The sequence below is a fragment of the Thermosynechococcus sp. HY213 genome (assembly GCF_031460975.1).
GTDB lineage: Bacteria > Cyanobacteriota > Cyanobacteriia > Thermosynechococcales > Thermosynechococcaceae > Thermosynechococcus.
Map to the genome: position 1 here is coordinate 45,202 of NZ_JAVKVB010000001.1, position 19,166 is coordinate 64,367.

Below are 19,166 nucleotides of genomic sequence, written 5' to 3' on the forward strand. Positions count from 1 at the left end.
CAATTATAAAAATTTTACTTTGACAACTAACCTTTAATTTTTTGGTGTGTTCCTGAAATATTTCTTATTAGTACAACCATTCCTTTGATAGGCTCAAACGAAACAAATGAGGGGGACACTTGCTGAATATATTTGCCTTTTCCCTGAGCCGATCGCGATCGTGAACAGTAGCGGTGAAATTCTAGCAATCAACGATGGTGCCTCGCTCTTTTGGCAACAGGATGCAGAAGCCTTAATTGGTAAATCCCTCGCAGCGCTGCTGCAACAATCGCCGGAGCAGGTACAGGCATGGTTAAAGCTCTGTCAAAGCAATGCCCAGATGTTGGCTGCCCATTTTCCGATTCCCAACCCTGAGACGGATCAGTGGGTTATTGAAGGCATTGGCGTCAATCTGGATGATGAACCTGCGATTTTGACGCGGATTGTTCCTAGCTTTTGCCACAATCAGCAGTTACTCGCTGCCCAGTTGCAACAACTACAGGCCGAACTGGCTCGGCAAATTGCCCTTGTGACGGAATTGCAACAATGCCAACAAGCCCTAGAGCAGGAAAAACAGCACCTCCAGATCCTTGCGGAACGGGATCCCTTAACGGGGTTAGGCAATCGTCGCTTTTTTGACACAGCATTGAATCAGCTCTGGCAGCAGGCTCAAGACCAAGGCCATACTTTGACGCTGGCTATCATTGATATTGATGACTTCAAGGCCTATAACGACTGCTGTGGTCACTTAGCGGGCGATCGCGCCCTGCAACAGGTGGCTCAAACCCTTAAGACCCATCTGCGCTCCAACGATATCATTGCTCGCTACGGCGGTGAGGAGTTTGCCCTTGTGCTCTCCCATGTTTCTGCTGATACGGCTCTACACATTGTTGAACGAATGCTCCATCATGTCCGAGAGATGAAAATCCCCCAAGGGGAGAGGGCACACCATCCCTACATAACAGTCAGTGCTGGCTTATGCTTTGTTCCTGCCAAGGCAAGTGAGGGCACCTTAACGGAGATTTTTGCCATTGCTGATGCCGCCCTTTATCAGGCCAAGCAACAGGGGCGCGATCGCTGTATTCTGCTTGAGTGGTCACACAATGGGTCTTCATAATCTTGGGGGTTGTGATACCAGTTGGCGATCGCCCCCGCCTCCGCTAGGATAAACTTGAGTTGCGTTTCCGCCAATGGCTATGAATACTGCACCGAACTACTTTATTGCCAGCCAAATGACGATTGAGCCGCAGATTATTGTGGCGCAGAAATTCAAAGATACCTTGGGGGAAGACGTTTCTAAGGCGTGGGCAAACTTTGTCGATTCTGGCCAACTGTGGGCACTGATTATTGGTCTGGCCATTGGCTGGATCTTTGGCAAGCTCCTGAATTTTTAGTCCTGAGAATCGCCCGTGACTGCCCAACCTCAGCCTTGGAGCCAGCGCTTTGAACAAGCCCTCCATCCGGCGATCGCCCGCTTTAATGCCAGTATTGGCTTTGACATTCGCCTCATTGAATACGACCTCAGCGGCTCCCAAGCCCATGCCCGCATGCTGGCAAAAACGGGGATTATTTCCCCTGAGGAAGCCGAAACGCTGATTCAAGGCCTAGAGCAAATTCGCCAAGAATACCGGGATGGCCAGTTTACCCCCGGTATTGATGCCGAGGATGTGCACTTTGCCGTCGAACGCCGCCTCACAGAATTGGTTGGGGATGTGGGTAAGAAACTGCATACGGCGCGATCGCGCAACGATCAGGTGGCCACCGATATTCGCCTCTATTTGCGAGCGGAAATTGATCAACTCCTTCAACAACTGCGACAGTGGCAGCGCACGCTTCTGGATCTTGCAGAGTCCCACATTGAAACCTTGATTCCTGGCTACACTCACCTGCAACGGGCACAACCCCTGAGCTTGGCGCACCATCTACTGGCCTACGTGGAAATGGCCGAGCGGGACAGCGAGCGACTGCGGCAAATTCGTGAGCGGGTGAATGTCTCTCCCTTAGGAGCTGGGGCACTGGCGGGCACAACGTTTCCCATCGATCGCCACTACACAGCAGCATTGTTGGGTTTTCGTGAACCCTATCGTAATAGCCTCGATGCCGTCAGCGATCGCGATTTTGCCATTGAATTTCTCTGTGCCGCTAGCTTGATCATGGTGCATCTATCGCGGCTCTCGGAGGAGATTATTCTGTGGGCCTCTGAGGAATTTGCCTTTGTCAAGCTCACCGACACCTGTGCCACGGGTTCTAGCATCATGCCCCAAAAGAAAAATCCCGATGTGCCGGAGTTGGTGCGGGGCAAAACAGGACGGGTGTTTGGCCATTTGCAAGCCCTCTTGGTGATTATGAAGGGGCTGCCCTTGGCCTACAACAAAGACTTGCAAGAGGATAAAGAGGCGCTTTTTGATGCTGTGGATACCGTCCGTGCCTGCCTAGAGGCAATGACGATCTTGATGGCCGAGGGGGTGGTGTTTCAACCGCAACGCTTGGCGGCGGCTGTGGAGAGCGATTTTGCCAATGCCACCGATGTGGCGGATTACTTGGCCAGTAAGGGGGTGCCCTTCCGTGAGGCTTATAACTTGGTGGGGCAGGTGGTGAAAACCTGTCTTGCTGAAGGGAAATTCCTCAAAGACCTCACCCTTGAAGAATGGCAAGCCCTGCACCCCGCCTTTGCAGCGGATATTTACGAACGCATTGCACCGCGACAGGTGGTGGCTGCCCGCAATAGCTACGGGGGCACAGGGTTTGATCAGGTGCGCCAAGCCCTCGCAGCGGCTCGCGATCGCCTTAATGATTTTTAATGAAAAATGGTCTCATTTACCCTTAGTCTGAAAAATAGACTGTACTGACGGTCGCTTTTAGAAACAAAACGTTGCAAATTTTTAAGAAGGATCTCGTGATGACGACGTCTCTAGCGACGAAATTGCGCGAAGGCACCAAAAAAGCCCACACCATGGCCGAGAACGTTGGCTTTGTGCGCTGCTTCCTCAAAGGCACCGTGGAAAAAAGCTCCTACCGCAAACTCGTTGCCAGCCTCTATCACGTTTACAGTGCCATGGAGCAGGAAATGGAACAGCTCAAAGACCATCCCATTGTTGGCAAAATTTACTTTCCGGAGCTGAACCGCAAAAATAGCCTTGAGCGAGATCTGACCTACTACTTTGGTTCCAATTGGCGGGAAGAAATTACGCCCTCGCCAGCCACACAGGCCTATGTAGCCCGCATCCATGAAGTGGCCAATACCGCACCCGAACTGTTGGTGGCGCACTCCTACACCCGTTACCTTGGCGATCTTTCGGGCGGCCAAATCCTCAAGGGGATTGCTGAGCGGGCGATGAACCTACAAAATGGCGAAGGCACCGCCTTTTATCGCTTTGAGGCCATTAGTGACGAAAAGGCCTTTAAGCAACTCTATCGCCAACGCTTGGATGAATTGGCCGTAGATGAAGCAACAGCGGAGCGGATTGTGGATGAGGCCAATGCCGCCTTTGGCATGAATATGAAGATCTTCCAAGAACTGGAGGGCAACCTCATCAGAGCCATTGGCCAGTTGCTCTTTAATAGCCTCACCCGCCGCAGACAGCGCGGCAGTACTGAACTTGCCACCGCTGAGTAGCCTAGAGGGTAAAGTTAAAGGCCTTGACGAGCATCCCCGGCACCGTAATACCTCCAAGGGAGCGGCGTTCATAGGTGTCGGTGTTGGCAATCCAAAGCGGGGTATCTGTCAAGGCTTCGAGGTTGTCTCCCCAAAACTCATAGAGACTGTCATCAAAGCGCAGGTCTGTAATGGGTGCAACGATTTTGCCCTGCTCTACCCAAAAGCAGGCGTAGCGGGTCATGCCGGTCATGCGGCCATTGGGGCGATCGCTCCAGTTGAGGTAGTGTAAATTGCCCACATAGAGACCCGTATCGAGGGCAGCCAGCACCTCCTGCTCTGGTAGCGTGCCCGGCAAGAGGAGGGGCGATCGCAGAGTTTCTTGGCGGTTGGCACCATTGGCCACAAGGTGGTATTCCTGAGCGGTGCGCCGACTAATGAGTAACGTTTGCAATTTGCCGCGCTCAATCAATGCCAAGCAAGGGGGCGCAATATCGCCATCGGCATTAAAGCGGGGCACCGTTCCGGTGGTAAAGTCCTCCTGCAAACTAAAGAGGGGAGAGAGGGTTGCCCCTTCCCGTAATTTGGCGAGGGCACTGCCGCCTTGACGATAGGCCGCTTCACTCACAGCTCCCCAAGAGAGCATGCCCACCAGTTCAGCCACCGCTGCCGGGGCAAAGTAGGTGCGATAGCGTCCCGCTGCTAACTGACGGGGAGGCTGTTCCAATTGTGCTAACTGCTGGCGATCGCCCTCAATTTGAGCTTGATAGATGACAGTGTCCCAATGGGTACTGGCATAGCTATTTTTCACCGCCTTGCCCGCCGCTGTAAAGAGAGAATAATCCAAGCAAAACGTTTCCGTAGCAAACCAGTGCTCCTGCCCAGCGGAGTTAAAGCTCCCACGAGCGATCGTCCCCCCACTGTAAATGCCCACAAAATCAAGGCCTTGAACGGGTGTCAGAATTGTCTCTACCACTGAGTCAGGATCAGGTAAGCGGCCAAGGTAAGTGTCTTGAATCGAACCGGTATCCGTTGGCGGTACAAGGTAAGGATCCACAGGGAGTTGCACCGTTTCTGAACGCAATGCGGCCAACTGCTCTAGGGCAGCCGCTAGATCCGTTGTTCCCGTATAGGGAAACGAGGTGCTTGCCGTCCGCTGCTGCGATTGCAACCGCAGGGTCACCACCGTATCTTCTACGGTGCCAATTTGCCGCACCCGCGCCCGATTGAAGCGAATAAACTGGCTGGATTCACTGGCAATTTCAACGAAAAGCGCCTCTGTCGGTTTCAGGGCAGCAAACAGCTCATGGCTCAGGTGCTGAGCAGCAGAAAAGTCAAGGGTCATGCGGCGCAGAGTTTTTGTGAAGATTCTCAAAGGTATTCCTTGGTATTCCTTAGGTTAGCGCATTCCCCCCCTGCATATTCTTCAAGCGTCTTGCATTGTGGCTCTGCCTAGGGCACGCTGAGACAAGAATCCCTTAATAGTTCCGCTGCATGTACTTGGTCACGGGTGCCACAGGACAATTGGGTTTGCGGGTGGTGCGCCGCTGTATCACGTTGGGGCTGCCGGTACGAGCCTTTGTGCGCCTGACGAGCCAATACGATCTCCTCAAGGAATGGGGTGCCGAGATTTTCATTGGCGATCTGCAACAGCCCCGCGATATTCAGGCTGCCATGGCGGGCGTGGAGGCGGTGATTTGCTGCCATGGTAGTCAGTTACTCAGCCGTGCCATTCAGGCCATTGATTACCGTGCTACGTTGGATGTGATTCAGGCGGCTCAGGAACAGGGGGTACGCCATATAACCTTGATTTCTCCTTTGGCGGTGACGGGCGATCGCCAGCAGTCCCCCTTTCTCAAGGCCAAGTACGAAGTCGAGCAGGTGCTCATCAGCAGTGGCCTCAACTATGCCATTTTCCGCTGCCCCACCCTTATGTCTAGTTTGCTGCCCCTTGCGGAGCGCTTTCAGCAGACGGGGGTTTACATTGTCCTTGGAGATCCCCAGCACCGCCTGCAACTGCTCAGTCCCGAGGATTTAGCCCGCTGTATTCTCGTGGCTAGTCAAGCCAGCCAACCGGCCATTTTTAGCTTGGCACATCCAGAGGTCTTAACCCGCCAAGAGATTGCCGATCGCCTTGGTCGCTTTTTCAATAAACGCCCCTTTGTCATGACGGTTCCCCTAGCCGTGATTGACGGCGCTCGTCAGTTTTTGGGAGTGATGAATCGGGATCTTGAGGCCAGCCTAGGAACGCTGCGAACCCTATTGGCCTATGAAAGTCTCTGCCCTGCCAGTGAAATTGAACGTGCCCAAACCTATTTTCAACTCTCCTTTGAGTCTTTAGAGACATTCTTGGATCGCTACTTCTAGCCGCGAATATCCCCACAGGGGCGATCGCGATAGGCCTGCCAATAGCGATTAAACGTGGCCCAGTCAAAACTACGCGGATCCATGCGCTCGCCAGAACGATCCACCGCCGCATGGGTGGTTACCCGTTGGAGATCAATGCCCGTTTGCGCCACCAGCCATGCCAAGGTACGGTACTGAGCATCGGTATAGCCCGCATGGGTAGAACCATTATGGCGACCTTCAGGAGGGGTTTCTAGGGAAAAGTGGAGGGCAAAATTGTTCACCGAAGGGGCAAGGCGGAGGTTGGTCTGCACCGTTTCCCTGCCAAAGACAGAGTTGCCCGCACCATAGGCACGCTTGGACCAAGGCACTAAGTGCAGCAGCCAACCCCTGAGGGTAATCAGTTCATGGTAGCTGGCTTGATCTTCATCGCGGGGATGCGGTGTTTGGAAAAAATCCAGCGTAGATTGGGCAGAGGCCACAGTTTCATGCAAAACAATCAGCGGTGCATTGTCCACCACTTGACCCCGAATATCGGTACGGTAGCGATCGCCAAAATTGGTGCGGTCGATGGGGACACTGTACCAAGGGGGCGTAAATAAACACTGTTGATGAACTTGGCGAACCTGAGCAAAAAGGCGTTCATAGGCGGCGCCATCACTGCGTTGTAGAGGCAGCAGGGTATTCTCTGGCAGCGGGGGTGAGGGCGATGAGTCCGTTGGCGGGTCAAATTGGGGATCATCAATGGAGACCGCTTGACTCAAATCAAGGGGGCGATCGCCACTGGGGATAGAGCCAATCATCACACTCCACAGGGACAGCACAACCACGGTAGCGATCGCCAGCGAAATCATCAACCGCAGGCCTCGGAAACGACGCAGCATAGGCAGAACGGAACCAATTTGGCACAATACAATCAAACCCTAAGCCAAAAATTTGGGATCAGCAAGCGGATGATTATTGTTCTAAAAAGTGGCACCCCCGGTGAAGAGATTGAGCGGGTCAGCGCTGAGATGCGCACTTGGGGACTCACCCCCGAAAAAATTGTGGGCAAGCACAAAGTCGTTATTGGTCTTGTCGGCGAAACTGCGGAACTCGATCCCCTGCGAATTCAGGAAATTAGCCCTTGGATTGAACACGTTCTGCGAGTTGAGCAGCCCTTCAAGCGAGCCAGTCGCGAGTATCGCCACGGTGAACCCAGTGAAGTGGTGGTGCCAACGCCCAACGGCGAAGTTATTTTCGGCGAAGGCCATGAGGTAGTGGTGGTGGCAGGACCTTGCTCCGTTGAAAATGAAGCGATGATCCTTGAAACGGCGCAGCGGGTGAAAGCGGCGGGTGCCAAGTTTCTCCGCGGTGGTGCCTATAAACCCCGTACCTCCCCCTATGCCTTCCAAGGCCATGGTGAAAGTGCCCTTGATCTGTTGGCAGCAGCAAAAGAAAAAACGGGCTTGGGCATCATTACCGAAGTCATGGACGCAGCGGATCTAGACAAAATTGCTGAAGTGGCCGATGTGCTGCAAATTGGTGCCCGTAACATGCAAAACTTTTCGCTTCTCAAGCGGGTGGGTGCCCAACCCAAACCCGTGCTTTTGAAACGGGGGATGTCTGCCACCATCGAGGAATGGCTGATGGCTGCTGAGTACATTTTGGCGGCAGGGAACCCCAATGTAATTCTCTGTGAACGGGGCATTCGCACCTTTGACCGTGAATATACCCGCAATACCTTGGATTTAGCAGCGATTCCGGTGCTGCGCAAGCTCACCCATCTGCCGATTATGATTGACCCCAGTCATGGCACCGGCTGGGCAGAATTTGTTCCGCCGATGGCCAAAGCCGCCGTGGCCGCGGGCGCCGATGCCCTGATGATTGAAGTGCACCCCAACCCAGCAAAAGCCCTCTCCGATGGTGCCCAATCCCTCACGCCCGCTCAGTTTGATGAGTTGATGCAAGCCTTGCAACGTCCCCTTGTGAGTCTCAGTCGATAGGCTGCCCAAATGACCGATATGCTGGTCAAGCTCTACGAGCTAGCGGTGGATTGGCCCGCCGTCATGGCGCATCAGCAGCAGGGGATTCACTACCGCCAGCCTTTGGGGTCAGAAGTGGATGGCATCGTCCAGTGGGTGGGCGATCGCTTTAGTGCCGGTTGGCGCAGTGAAGTGGCTCTTGCCTTGAGTCAGCGTCCGCCACGGGGACTGATTGCCGTTGAAAATGGCGAACTTCTAGGCTTTGCCTGCTACGATGCAGCCGCCCTGGGACTGTTTGGGCCAATGGCTGTGGCCGAACCCTATCGCGGGCGGGGGATTGGTCGCCTGCTGTTGCAGTTAACCTTGGCTCAGATGCAGGCAGCGGGCTATGCCTATGCCGTGATTGGCTGGGTTTCCTCAGAGGACTTTTATGCAAAGACCGTTGGTGCCATGCCGATTCCCAATTCGCGGCCCGGACTCTGGCAAACGGCCTTAAACCTTGGGCAGTTGACTAACCCGTCAGGCTCTTAACGAGGAGGCCAAGGACAAATCCCAAACCAGCAAAGCGGACAAAGTGCCAAAAGTTTTCTTGAGCCAGAATGTCCTGCCAGCATTCCCGCGCTGCTTCCCCTAAATGGAACAGGAGGGTCAGGCCAAACTCCGCCTCTAGTTGCCGCAGCTCTTGGACGAGGCGATCGCGCTCTTGATCTAGGGCAGCCTGATTACGTCCTTTTAACCGTGCTTGGGTGGCTTTGATCTGCTCGTACTCACGGTAAAGCTCTGCCATCCGTGTTTGCGTCTCTTCATAAACCTGACGCACCTCATCTTGGGGTTCCACAACCTAGCCCCCATGACTGCGGGGATCATCACTGCGTTGGCGGGCGAGGGAACTCGTGAGTTGGGACATTTCACCCGTCAGTTGACCGTAGGGCAAGGGGAGGTTATTGCTGAGGGCTTCAAGATTTTTGGCCATCACTTCCTTGGGTTGGAGGCCAATCGCCACTGCTTGGGGTTCCAATTGCCGATTCAGAAAGACAAAATGGGGAATGCCATCCACATTAAATTGCTCAATTTCCGGTAGCCACTTAGTGTTGTCCACATTCAGCATGACGAAGTTCAGGCGATCGCGATATTGCGCCTTTAATTCCCCCAAATCCTTGGCCATCGAACGACAGGTGCTACACCAGTTGGCGTAAAACTCCAAAAGTGTCGGCTTGCCATTGACTTGAGCCTCCTCCCAAGGGGTGGCTTGGCGGGCTTGCTCGGCGAGGGTGAGGGGTTGATTGCTACTGCGCAGACCCGCCAATAGGGCAAGACTAATGAGAATGGCGACAACAGCAATCACAAAATTCCGTAACCGTTGACCACTGGCTGCCGTTGCTGCTCCCATAGGGCATTCCTTGCACGTCTTAACACGTTGATCCTAGCGGATTTTCTTCCCAAGAGTTGCCCCATGTTGACGTAACACAGCGCTTTTCACAGGGATTGAACGGCTTTGAAAGGTTCAAACTTCTTTGACACTCATCCCGCTAACGCTAGGCGTATAGCAGGAGATTCCCCGTTCACAGAGTCATAGAACAAGCTCCTATCCGCTTTGTGTACCGTTTTTTAGAAACAGGCTATACCTTTGCTATGATAGATATTCTGGAGCTTGGGCGGTTAACTCAGTTGGTAGAGTATCTCGTTTACACCGAGGCTGTCGGGGGTTCGAGTCCCTCACCGCCCATCCCAAAATCAATGCCTCAGGAATCTTCGCTATCTTTGATCTGAGATTGCCGCTGCTGGCGTAACCATGTGGCTTCATCCAAGCTGTCTTTGGCCACGACGATGTACTCATTCTCTTGGTGATCAATAATTAAAATCTCCTGACCATGCTGGGGGGTGACCGTTGCCCAAGGGGGGAGCACTGCCGGCAGAATCAGCCGATTGCGATTGGCATCCAAAACACTCACTTGGCCAATACCAGTACCACTGTGGGGAATATGGGCAGAACTGACGTGGCCACTGCACCCCAGCAGGCGATCGCGACTGGTATCTTCACTAAACTGCGCAAAAATTTGCCCCAAAGGCCGTGAACACAGCCCCCCAATTGTTAGCGCCAACAGCAGTGCCGCGATCGCAATCACCCCAGACCACACCACCCCCGGCCAACTGCCACTCAGGGTGTAAAAGAGAACATTAAAAAACCAGCCCAGCACGCCCAAAAGGCTAAAGTCTAAGGCGAGCAAGAGAATGAGGGGCGCTCTCCCCACCCCCAACCAATGCAAAATTGTCAGAAATGAGATGCCCTCCTCTAGATCGACCTCCACTTCCAAGGGATCGGCATCTCCCTCTAGCTCGACCTCTTCAGCGCCCACATCGCCAAAGATCACCGTCAAAAAGAGCAAGACCCCCATGCCCAAGACAATCCAGTAGGGAGTGTGAATCAAGTGAAATAGCATTGCCTTAGTACATAAAGGGATTTTCAGGCTCAGGAATCGGCGTTATCGTCTCAGCAACCAATACCAATTGGCGGCGGTCGTTGAGGGTTTCTGTGGTCATCCGACCTTCAACGCGAAACCACTGATCTTGGGGATAGGCTTGGCGCGATCGCCCCAATTTCACGGGCAGTCCCACAGGATAGGCATCCGCTGCACAACAGGTAATGACAAAACGGGTGAGCGTGAGATAAGTCTCTGGCAGTTGGGGACTATGAACCGCAAATCCCTCAATGCGAGCGGGCAACCCCCTATAGGCATCGGGTTCGGGATAGACATCAAGGGTGCGAATCCAGTCAATGAGCGTCCGCTCCTCAGGCCGTTGATTGAGGCGAAAGGCCACTGGACTATTGCGGGTCACTGTCAAGCCATCCTCGAGACCGCGATGAATGGCCGTGGCACTATTGAAAGGACGGGGCGTAATCACCAAACCCACGACTGCCGCGAAAATCAGAATACTGAGCGTCCAACGAGCCGGTAAGAGGGCAACATGCTGCACAGGTGTCACTCGCCCCCGCCATAACCGCCACCCTTGCCAACCACTCACAGCAACTAAAAGAAACCCAGCGGCGATCGCCAGCGCAAAATAGTTGGGGTGAATTAGTAACCCCAGTCGCCCCTGCCACCAATATCGAAGAAACAACATTCCCCAGAGGAGAAGTGCCCCAACCGTCCACCACTCTTGCTGTAGCCAGCGACGGCGCATCATCATGCGTTGGACACGCGGAGAATAGCGATTGGAGGAGCTAGAAAACATCGGGCGGTGGAAAATTCGCCATCCCTAAACATTCTAGGGGGAATCCTGCCACTGCGGGCTTAGCTCACGAAAGTTAAAGAGGGTGGCCTTGGGATGGCACTGGGCACAACCATCGAGGGTGACGGGCTGCGGCACCGCAACACGGGGATGGAGGATACGAAAGAAGGGCGATCGCCCGACGCGAAAGGGAATTTGGGCATCGTTGGGCAGGGGTCGCGAATAGGTGCGCAAATAGTTCCACAGGGGAACCAGCTCTGGGCGGGGAATGGGTTCGAGGGTTGCGCCGTAGTGATTGGTATCTTGAATCAGTACCTGCCATGCCGGAGTGGGCAATGTTTCCGGGGGGACTGCGAGGTGACAACTGCCACAGCGCCGCAGATAGATTTGCGCTCCCAACTGGGCATTCAAGGGCAAAACATCGACGGTACCGCTCCAGTCGGGGGTGGCGATCGCTGCTAAGGCTGTACCCACTAGGGCACAGAGCATCAAAAGAACTGCCCCTACCCCCCAGCGCCAGTGTTGTCTAATCTTGGATATACTCAAGCCCTTCATCCAAACAAAACTGTGCCCGCATCAGTTCTCGGCCGAGATAGGCCGCATGGTCAAACATCGTCACCAGTTGGCGATCCTTTTCAAAGAGTTCAATGCACAACTCCTTGGCTGTTCGACCGCTAAGTACTAGATCGGGTTCCCGCGTTACTTTCCCTTTGGTGGGAATGGGTTCTCCCGTATCGGGATCCACCGCTAAGCCCTTCTCATTGATGTCATTGGGATAGTGTTTCATCCAGATCAGTTCTTGCGCAGGGTCAATGTAGATAATGAAATACCCTGCCGGATCGAGATGAATAAATCGCTGCGATAGCTTGTTGTCAAGCGCCGTGCGTTCTGCTTTGCTCAACGCCTATCTTTCCTCTAATGGATCCACTCTATTATTGTACGGCGAACTCGACTGGAATCTGCGGGCCGAGCCTTGAGTTTTGGGACATTCGCGTTATAATGAGAATTGCGCAAAAATTTCGGCTCAGTAGCTCAGTGGTTAGAGCAGGGGACTCATAAGCCCAAGGTCGCAGGTTCAAATCCCGCCTGAGCCACTTCTTATGACGATTCAAACTATACGGTTGCTGCCTCTAGCTCGACTCCTTCTAGCAAGTCATTCACGGGGAAGCGATCGAGGAGGTAGCGTGCCTGCTGGGCGCTTTGGCGGAGTTGGGGACTGGTGTGGGGCGCATGGGGAATCTGGGAAAGAAAATCGAGGGTGCGCCGCAGCAACCGCACAATATCGCCGGCATCGAGATTGGTTTCAGTGCACAATTCATGCCACGGCGTGCCCAAGGCCCACTGCTCTACCAAGCCAATGAGATCCCACTCGTACCAGAGGGGAAAGATGATGTGATGGCGACGCTGCACCTGAAACAGTCGGCGGCGAATCGGACTAAGGGCGGCAAGGCGTTCTTCCACTTCACTGGGAATGGGGTAGTTGCACCAACTGTCGGAACGGGGCGTTTCAGTCACTAGAGCTGCGATCGCTGCCGCCAAGAGGTGGGGGGGCAAGTCATCGAGTTCACCAGAGGCCAAGGCCAGAGCCAACCACAGTTCATTTTCGCCGCGCAGAGCAGCGGCCATTTCCCCAAGGGGGGTGGGGGTTAGGTCGTTGAGGCCACCAAAGTCCTGCAGGGCAGCAATGAGGGCAAGAAATTGCTCCCAGTGGCGTTGGGACTGTTGCTGGAGCTTGTGCTGGCGATCGCGCAGTTCCGTTTGTAGCCGTTCTTCGCGACGAACTAAGCGTAGCAGCGAATGGACATTTTGCGGCAGACTGGCTTGGAGTTGCGTGAGTTTGGCCTCAAGGTCAGCGATTTTAGCGGCTTGGGCCGCCACTTCCGGCGCGGCTAAAACAGGTGGCAGATCCGGGAGGGTACCGAGGTAGTGATTCGCCTCATTGCAGGGATAACTTTCCCCTAGGCGCAGTTTCATTGCCTCTGGGGGCGGGGGGAGATTGCTACAGGGGGGGCGATCGGGATAGACAGCCAAAATGTCATCAATGCCAACGACCCGAAAGCGACCATCAGCCGCAAGGCACAGCCAGTGGGGCAACTGCCCGGAACCAGCAACGGGTTGACAGAGGACGGCGGCTAAGGGGGGATGGTCTCGCAGGGGGGATTTGATATGGAGCCATGTCCCCGGCGGCACCGCCATCATAAAGGGGAGGAGTTCTTGGGCACGTTCCTGCTCCGCCTGCTGTTCGAGGATTTTCAGGAGGCGTTGATCCTGTCGTAGCCGTTCCCGCAGCTTTTGATACTGCGCTAGTTGCTGCCGATCAATGCCTGTGAGGCGTTGTTGCACGGTTTGCAATTCCGTTTCCAGTTGGGCGATCGCCTGCCGTTGGGGCGTGAGTTGCAATGTGGCCAAGTATTGACCAAAACTGCGCTCCACCAATTCCCGCGCTTCTTCAAGGGTGTGGCGTTGGAGCAGGTTCAAGACCATGCCATAGCTGGGGGTAAATTGGCTAATGAGGGGATCCGGGGCGGCGGTGGCCAAAAATGCCGCTTCATGGGCGCCCTCAAAGGGGGTTTGCAGCGTCACCACATGACCCACGGTATCCATACCGCGGCGGCCGGCTCGCCCTGCCATTTGCAAAAATTCAGAGGCCGTCAGGAGGCGATGACCGCTGTCGGTGCGCTTCGAAAGGGTGGAAATGACGGTGGTGCGCGCGGGCATATTGATCCCTGCGGCCAGCGTTTCCGTGGCAAAGACGAGTTTGATCAGGCCTTCTTGAAAGAGGGTTTCCACAAGGGTTTTCACCACGGGTAGCACCCCGGCATGGTGAGCGGCAATCCCTTGGTAGAGGGGGGCAATCATTTGCGGGGCAACAATGTCCTGATGTTGTGCCAAAAAGGCCTCGACCCGCTCCGCTAGTGCTTGCTGTTCTGCCTTGGTGAGGAGATTCATGCCCAGGACCTCTTGAACCGCCTGGTCACAGCCGCGCCGACTAAAGATAAAGTAAATGGCCGGCAGCATCTCCCGCTGTTGCAGTTGGCTGACCACGTAGCGGATGCTCAAAAAGTCCCGCTTGCCGCCGCGTCGCCGCAGTTCGGGCTGGCCGTGGAGCTTCGGGTTGAGGCGTTTGCGTTGGCCGTCCAAGAGGGGGAAGAGTCCCTTGCCGTTGCAAAAGTAAAAGTGCAGCGGTATCGGTCGCCAGTCGGAGTAGATCAGTTCAGCATCCCCATGGACGGATTGAATCCAGTCGGTGAGTTGTTCGCCGTTGGCGATCGTGGCGGAGAGGGCGACTAGTTGAATTTCCTTGGGGCAGTAGATGATCGATTCTTCCCAAACGGTGCCCCGCTGGCGATCGTTCATGTAGTGGCATTCATCGAGCACCACCACTTCAACCCCCGCAAGGGAGGTACCCACTTCGCCAATGGGAGTGCCGTAGAGCATATTGCGGAAAATTTCCGTGGTCATCACCAGAATCGGGGCATCGCGGTTAATCGAGACATCCCCGGTCAAGAGGCCGACCTGCTCTGCACCAAACTGCTGCTGAAAGTCACGCCACTTCTGGTTTGAGAGTGCCTTGAGGGGGGTGGTGTAAAAAACCCGCTGCTGCCGCGTCAGGGCACGGTGAATCGCATACTCACCAATGAGGGTTTTACCTGACCCCGTAGGAGCACAGACCACCACAGAGCGACCGGCACCAAGGGCAGCGATCGCCGCTTCTTGAAAGGCATCCAGTTCAAAGGGGAGTTGGGCAAGGAAGTCTGCTAGGGCCGGCGATCGCTCACTCATGGGGTAGGTGTCGGCTCCTGCTGCACCAGAACTTCACCCCTGAGGAGCCGTGCCGCCGCATCCAGTAATTGCTCCTCGAGATAGGGCTTCGTAAAGTAGCCCCGTGCCCCCAGTTGTGCGGCCATCTTGCGGTGGCGATCGGCGCCCCGTGAGGTCAGCATGGCGATCGGCAGATGGTTGAGTTTGGGATCTTTTTGAATCCGCGAGAGCAACTCCAAGCCATCCATGCGTGGCATCTCAATGTCACAAAAGACTAAGTCACAGGGCAAGCCAGAGCGCAGTTTTTCCCACGCATCTTGACCATCCCGTGCCTGCTCAACGCGGTAGCCTGCCCGCGTAAAGGTCATTGAGAGCAACTCCCGCACTGTAATCGAGTCGTCGATAATCAGCACCAAGGGTTCGGAGGCTTCCTCGGGTTCCGCAACATCCATGGTGTGACCAAAGCCACGCCAGTCGCGATCCATGCGTCCTAGGGACAGGTCAATAATTTCCAGCACGTCGGCGATCGCCATCGCGCGACCATCCCCTTGAACTGTGACTCCCGCTACCCCCACAGGCTTCGGCACCGGTCCAGACAACTGCTTAATCACGATTTCCTGTTCGCCGATGACCTGATCCACCTCCATGGCCACGAGATCATCGCCGCTGCGCAGCACAACAATTGAGACCATGCCATCGTCTTGGCTGCTCCCGCCATAGACATTGCTGCGGCTAATATTGCGGCTGTACTTGAGCAAGTCCCCAAGTTTACGCACTGGCAGCAGGCGATCGTGCCACGAGAGGACACGTTGACCATCTTCTAGGGTTTGGATGCGCTCTTGGGGAATATCCAGCATATCCTCCACACCGTCAATGGGGAAAGCAATGCGGCAGTGGTTATCAATGCAGCAGAGGGCTTTGGTAATGCTCAGCGTCAGCGGCAAGCGGATCGTAAAGGTGGTGCCTTTGCCCACCGTAGAGTCAATGTTAATCGTGCCGCGAATGTCCTCCAGATTTTTGCGCACCACATCCATCCCCACACCGCGACCGGCAAGGGCATCGGCTTGATCTTTGGTGCTAAATCCCGACTGAAAGAGGAAGGCATAGACCTCTTGGCGCGACAGGTTGGGGGCATCCGCCTCCTTCAGGAGACCCTTCTCGATTGCCTTGCGTTTTACCCGTTCTGGGTCAATCCCCGCCCCATCGTCACTGACGGAGATAATCGCTTGACTGCCTTGATAGAAGGCTCGCACGCGAATCAGGCCTTTTTCAGGTTTGCCCAATCGCCGCCGCTCTTCGGGGGGTTCAATGCCGTGATAGACGGCGTTATTGATCAGGTGGGTCATCGGGTCAAAGAGCTTTTCGAGGATGCCCTTGTCAATGAGGGTATCTTCCCCTTCAATCTTCAGTTCCACCTGTTTGCCAATGGTACTGGCAACGCGGCGCACGGCACCCGGCAAGCGGACAGACATTTCACGGAAGGGCACCATTCGTGAGCGGCTCAACCCCTCTTGAACTTGGGTAGTGACTTGACGAAACTGCCGTGCCACCTGCTCCACTTCATCAATCACGTACTGGATGTCATCCGCTGCCTCCCGCACCCGCACGATCCGCTCAATCACCTCCTGAGAGAGGGTGTGGAAACCGGTAAAGCGATCCATTTCCAAGGCATCAAACTCGACCCCCGTGGCGTGGGTTCCCCGTTCCCCTTGGCCATTGGCTGCCCGTGCTGTCGTTACGCCCAACAGTGAACTCTCAAGGAGCGATCGCTCGTAGAGGTCTTGCATTTGTTGGCTGACATCCCCAAGTTGTTGGACTTGGTAGAGCAAGTTATCAAGAAACTGCCGCAGGCGTTCTTGGGTGTCTTCGAGGCTATTGCGGTTGACCACCAACTCCCCAACGAGGTTACTCAAGGTATCGAGGTGGCGTACGGGTACCCGCATGGTTTGCTCCACCAAGGCGCTACCTTTTGGCCCTGCCCCGGCTCGGCGAGGAGTGGCCGCCTTCGCACTACTCCCTGCGGGTTGGGGAATTAATTTCTCTAAATCGGCAAAACTATCATCCGCAGTCGAGGGGGCTGTTGTGGCCGGCGGTGGGGTGGGTGCCGTAGGGGTGGCTTGACCCAAGAGTTGCTCGAGATCCTCAAAGGCCGGTGGCGCCACCGTCTCTAAAAGCTGATCCAATTCGTTGAACGTGGCAGCCTCAGCTGGGGTTGTACTCGTTGCACTTTGCTCAATCAACCCCTCCAATTCCTCTAGGACGCTTTCGGGGGTGGCAGGCACAGTGGCATCATTCATCAGTGCCTCCAGTTCAGCCATGCTGGCAGCTTCAGGGGAGGGAATGGATTCCTCCACCACCGCTTCGGGTTCCGTCATGCCTGCAGCTTCAGGAGAGGTGAAGGAGGCTTCCATGAGGGATTCTCGCTCGGCAATGCTAGCAGTCTCAGGAGCGGGTACAATCTCCTCCACTAGGGGTTCGGGTTCAGCAATATTTGCCGCTGTCACTTCAGGCATACTTGGCTCAGCGATCGCCGGTGCCTCGGATAGCGTTTCTGCCCAAGGATCATCAGGGCTTGGCGGGGCAATAAATTCCGCGAGGGCTTCTTCCGCCGCATTATCCACAACCAAGTTTTCTAGGACATCGTTGAGACCCGGCACCTCTTCGAGGAACTCAGCCACATCCTCAGCAACATCACTGAGAGCAGGGATCTCAAAGTCCTCTTCTAAGGGAAGCAGATCGGGAGCCTCAGTGGTTTCCACCTCACCCAAAAAGTCTTCTAGGGAAGCAACTGCCTCATCAAGAGCGGCCATCTCTGAGGGGGCTTCCTCGGCGAATTGTTCAAGAAATGCATCCAGACCAAGTTCGGCGGGTTCTGCGGCTGCACTCTCCTCAAGAGGACGGTCAAGTGTCAAGGGCGCCTCAAGGGCCTCAGCCATACTTTCGGCGATCGCTGGCGGCGTGAGGTCATCGAGGGAGGCTTCCTCCACCTCCGCAGAGACCAGCTCACCCGAGAGTTCTTCAATTTCATCGAGAATGGCATCAAGGCGGGGTTCTGCCTCAGGCAACTCCTCAGCAGCGGTTATGTTCAAAAAGTCGGAAATCTCCTCATCAAAGGCCGCTTCATCCCCCAGCTCTAAACTGGCCAAATCCCCCTCAAGGGTGTCCTCCAGCCAGGCCGTCGGCAGCGCTGTGGCATCACTAAAAATGTCACTCAATTCTTGGAAATCAGTCCCACTCTCCTCACCAAAAACAGTGACACCATCGCCACCGCTGCTCATTGGCTCCATTGGCTCGGAAATCTCTTCTTCAGGCACCCTCACCTCTAGCGGAGCAACCTCAGAGGCCATTTCAAGGGGTTGCAGTGGTTCCTCAAGGGTGACGGGAGCTGATTCTAAGACCACAGGCTCTGGCGCTTCTGGAACAACAGCCGGCGCTTCCTCAATCACAGGGGGCTGAAGCGCCACTAAACTGTCACTGGGACGAATCGCACTGCCTTGACCATTGAGCACCAAGTCGCGAGCCGCCATAATCTCTTTGATCACCACGGGTGCCAAGGCCGTGAGGGGCTGAGCTGTGTTACTCACCGCCTGTTGGGCGATCGCCAGCAGTTCAACCCACTGGGGCAGCGCAAAGGTTTCCCCCAATTGACCCAAATTAGAACAGGCCTCCGCCAATTCTTGCCGCACTTGGGGCGAATCGGGTTGCTTAAAGAGTTGCAACATTGCCCGCAAGCGATCGGGCACCTCCGTTTGAAAGACTAAGCGGTAGCTGGAGTCAGCAACGGGTTGCACCGGCGGCTTAACGGGTTCGGCCACAGGGGGAGAAGGCGCAGCTACAGGGGGCGCCACCTCTGCTCCTTGGGTCAGGTGGCTCAAGTGGGCTTGCAGTTGATTGAAGACTGGCTCCACCCGATTCAGCGTTGCCGTTGCTGTCTCCTCCGTCAAACCAAAGGGGCCTTGCAATTCATCGAGGAGTTCCCGCAGCGCATCAAAGGCTTGCAAAAAGAGTTGCTCTAGGGTTTCATCCACCGTTACGGGGTGTTCCCGCAGAATTTTGAAGTAGTCCTCCAGCTTGTGGGCGGTGTGCTGAATGCTATGGAGTCCGAGCATAGCCGCTCCCCCTTTGACGGAGTGGGCTGCCCGAAACATTTCACTCATCGCCTCGGGGTCATTGACCACCTGCTGGAGATTCATCAAACTGTCTTCAATGGTGGTCAGGTGTTCCTGCGCCTCCTCAATGAAGTAGCCAAGAATGCGCTTTTGTTGATCGCTTTGCATAGCCCCCTCCCG

At 55.1% G+C, this 19,166-nt stretch carries 17 protein-coding genes and 2 tRNA genes; 9 read left to right on the forward strand and 10 right to left on the reverse strand.

Annotated elements, in window-relative coordinates:
* Positions 1-106: 106 nt before the first annotated feature.
* From RHK62_RS00240 to RHK62_RS00255, 4 genes are all read left to right on the forward strand, one after another.
* Positions 107-1,096, forward strand: a complete 990-nt coding sequence (locus RHK62_RS00240; RefSeq protein ID WP_310453065.1) for a GGDEF domain-containing protein — start codon at positions 107-109, stop codon at positions 1,094-1,096.
* 79 nt (positions 1,097-1,175) lie between these two features.
* Positions 1,176-1,373 carry a hypothetical protein gene (locus RHK62_RS00245; protein WP_225901602.1) on the forward strand — a complete coding sequence of 66 codons (198 nt, stop codon included), beginning with the start codon at positions 1,176-1,178 and terminating at the stop codon, positions 1,371-1,373.
* A gap of 15 nt (positions 1,374-1,388) precedes the next feature.
* Complete coding sequence (gene argH, locus RHK62_RS00250) at positions 1,389-2,780, forward strand: argininosuccinate lyase (protein WP_310437790.1); 1,392 nt, start codon at positions 1,389-1,391, stop codon at positions 2,778-2,780.
* A 98-nt stretch (positions 2,781-2,878) separates the two neighbouring features.
* The gene (locus RHK62_RS00255) at positions 2,879-3,595 is read left to right on the forward strand and encodes a heme oxygenase (biliverdin-producing) (protein WP_302678539.1); all 717 of its coding nucleotides are present in this window, start codon (positions 2,879-2,881) and stop codon (positions 3,593-3,595) included.
* Between the two features lies 1 nt (position 3,596).
* On the opposite strand, the gene RHK62_RS00260 is transcribed toward RHK62_RS00255, so the two are convergent.
* The gene (locus RHK62_RS00260; RefSeq protein WP_399377861.1) at positions 3,597-4,919 is read right to left on the reverse strand and encodes a TldD/PmbA family protein; all 1,323 of its coding nucleotides are present in this window, start codon (positions 4,917-4,919) and stop codon (positions 3,597-3,599) included.
* 149 nt (positions 4,920-5,068) lie between these two features.
* Here RHK62_RS00260 and RHK62_RS00265 point away from each other — a divergent pair, with 149 nt between their 5' ends.
* Positions 5,069-5,941: an SDR family oxidoreductase gene (locus RHK62_RS00265; protein WP_302676930.1), complete on the forward strand. Its 873-nt coding sequence runs from the start codon at positions 5,069-5,071 to the stop codon at positions 5,939-5,941.
* Here the strand turns inward: RHK62_RS00265 and RHK62_RS00270 are convergent.
* Positions 5,938-6,804 (reverse strand): peptidoglycan recognition family protein, encoded by an 867-nt coding sequence (locus RHK62_RS00270; protein ID WP_310437792.1) that lies wholly within the window; start codon positions 6,802-6,804, stop codon positions 5,938-5,940. The genes RHK62_RS00265 and RHK62_RS00270 overlap by 4 nt on opposite strands.
* 69 nt (positions 6,805-6,873) lie before the next feature.
* Between RHK62_RS00270 and aroF the strand changes: the two genes are divergently transcribed.
* Together aroF and RHK62_RS00280 are read left to right on the forward strand one after the other, a co-directional pair.
* Positions 6,874-7,905, forward strand: coding sequence for a 3-deoxy-7-phosphoheptulonate synthase (gene aroF, locus RHK62_RS00275; protein ID WP_310453067.1), 1,032 nt, complete (start codon positions 6,874-6,876; stop codon positions 7,903-7,905).
* 9 nt (positions 7,906-7,914) lie between these two features.
* Positions 7,915-8,415: a GNAT family N-acetyltransferase gene (locus RHK62_RS00280; RefSeq protein WP_302676933.1), complete on the forward strand. Its 501-nt coding sequence runs from the start codon at positions 7,915-7,917 to the stop codon at positions 8,413-8,415.
* Here the strand turns inward: RHK62_RS00280 and RHK62_RS00285 are convergent.
* On the reverse strand, positions 8,396-8,722 hold the full coding sequence (locus RHK62_RS00285) for a hypothetical protein (protein WP_206200573.1): 327 nt from the start codon (positions 8,720-8,722) through the stop codon (positions 8,396-8,398). The genes RHK62_RS00280 and RHK62_RS00285 overlap by 20 nt on opposite strands.
* Before the next feature lie 3 nt (positions 8,723-8,725).
* Positions 8,726-9,274 (reverse strand): thioredoxin family protein, encoded by a 549-nt coding sequence (locus tag RHK62_RS00290; protein ID WP_149817090.1) that lies wholly within the window; start codon positions 9,272-9,274, stop codon positions 8,726-8,728.
* 263 nt (positions 9,275-9,537) lie between these two features.
* Between RHK62_RS00290 and RHK62_RS00295 the strand changes: the two genes are divergently transcribed.
* Positions 9,538-9,610: transfer RNA gene (locus RHK62_RS00295), tRNA-Val, on the forward strand.
* Positions 9,611-9,626: 16 nt separating this feature from the next.
* Here the strand turns inward: RHK62_RS00295 and RHK62_RS00300 are convergent.
* The 4 genes from RHK62_RS00300 to RHK62_RS00315 are packed head-to-tail and all read right to left on the reverse strand — an operon-like array spanning position 9,627 to position 12,016.
* Complete coding sequence (locus tag RHK62_RS00300; protein WP_206200575.1) at positions 9,627-10,325, reverse strand: OB-fold-containig protein; 699 nt, start codon at positions 10,323-10,325, stop codon at positions 9,627-9,629.
* 4 nt (positions 10,326-10,329) lie between these two features.
* Positions 10,330-11,118: a TIGR03943 family putative permease subunit gene (locus tag RHK62_RS00305; protein ID WP_302678543.1), complete on the reverse strand. Its 789-nt coding sequence runs from the start codon at positions 11,116-11,118 to the stop codon at positions 10,330-10,332.
* A 33-nt stretch (positions 11,119-11,151) separates the two neighbouring features.
* On the reverse strand, positions 11,152-11,604 hold the full coding sequence (locus RHK62_RS00310; protein WP_225901605.1) for a diheme cytochrome c: 453 nt from the start codon (positions 11,602-11,604) through the stop codon (positions 11,152-11,154).
* Between the two features lie 37 nt (positions 11,605-11,641).
* On the reverse strand, positions 11,642-12,016 hold the full coding sequence (locus RHK62_RS00315) for a DUF4346 domain-containing protein (RefSeq protein WP_149817099.1): 375 nt from the start codon (positions 12,014-12,016) through the stop codon (positions 11,642-11,644).
* A 120-nt stretch (positions 12,017-12,136) separates the two neighbouring features.
* Between RHK62_RS00315 and RHK62_RS00320 the strand changes: the two genes are divergently transcribed.
* Positions 12,137-12,209: transfer RNA gene (locus tag RHK62_RS00320), tRNA-Met, on the forward strand.
* Between the two features lie 19 nt (positions 12,210-12,228).
* On the opposite strand, the gene RHK62_RS00325 is transcribed toward RHK62_RS00320, so the two are convergent.
* Together RHK62_RS00325 and RHK62_RS00330 are read right to left on the reverse strand one after the other, a co-directional pair.
* Positions 12,229-14,898, reverse strand: coding sequence for a DEAD/DEAH box helicase (locus tag RHK62_RS00325; RefSeq protein ID WP_310453068.1), 2,670 nt, complete (start codon positions 14,896-14,898; stop codon positions 12,229-12,231).
* Positions 14,895-19,154, reverse strand: a complete 4,260-nt coding sequence (locus RHK62_RS00330) for a response regulator (protein WP_310453069.1) — start codon at positions 19,152-19,154, stop codon at positions 14,895-14,897. The genes RHK62_RS00325 and RHK62_RS00330 overlap by 4 nt, the downstream gene beginning before the upstream one ends.
* Positions 19,155-19,166: the final 12 nt, after the last annotated feature.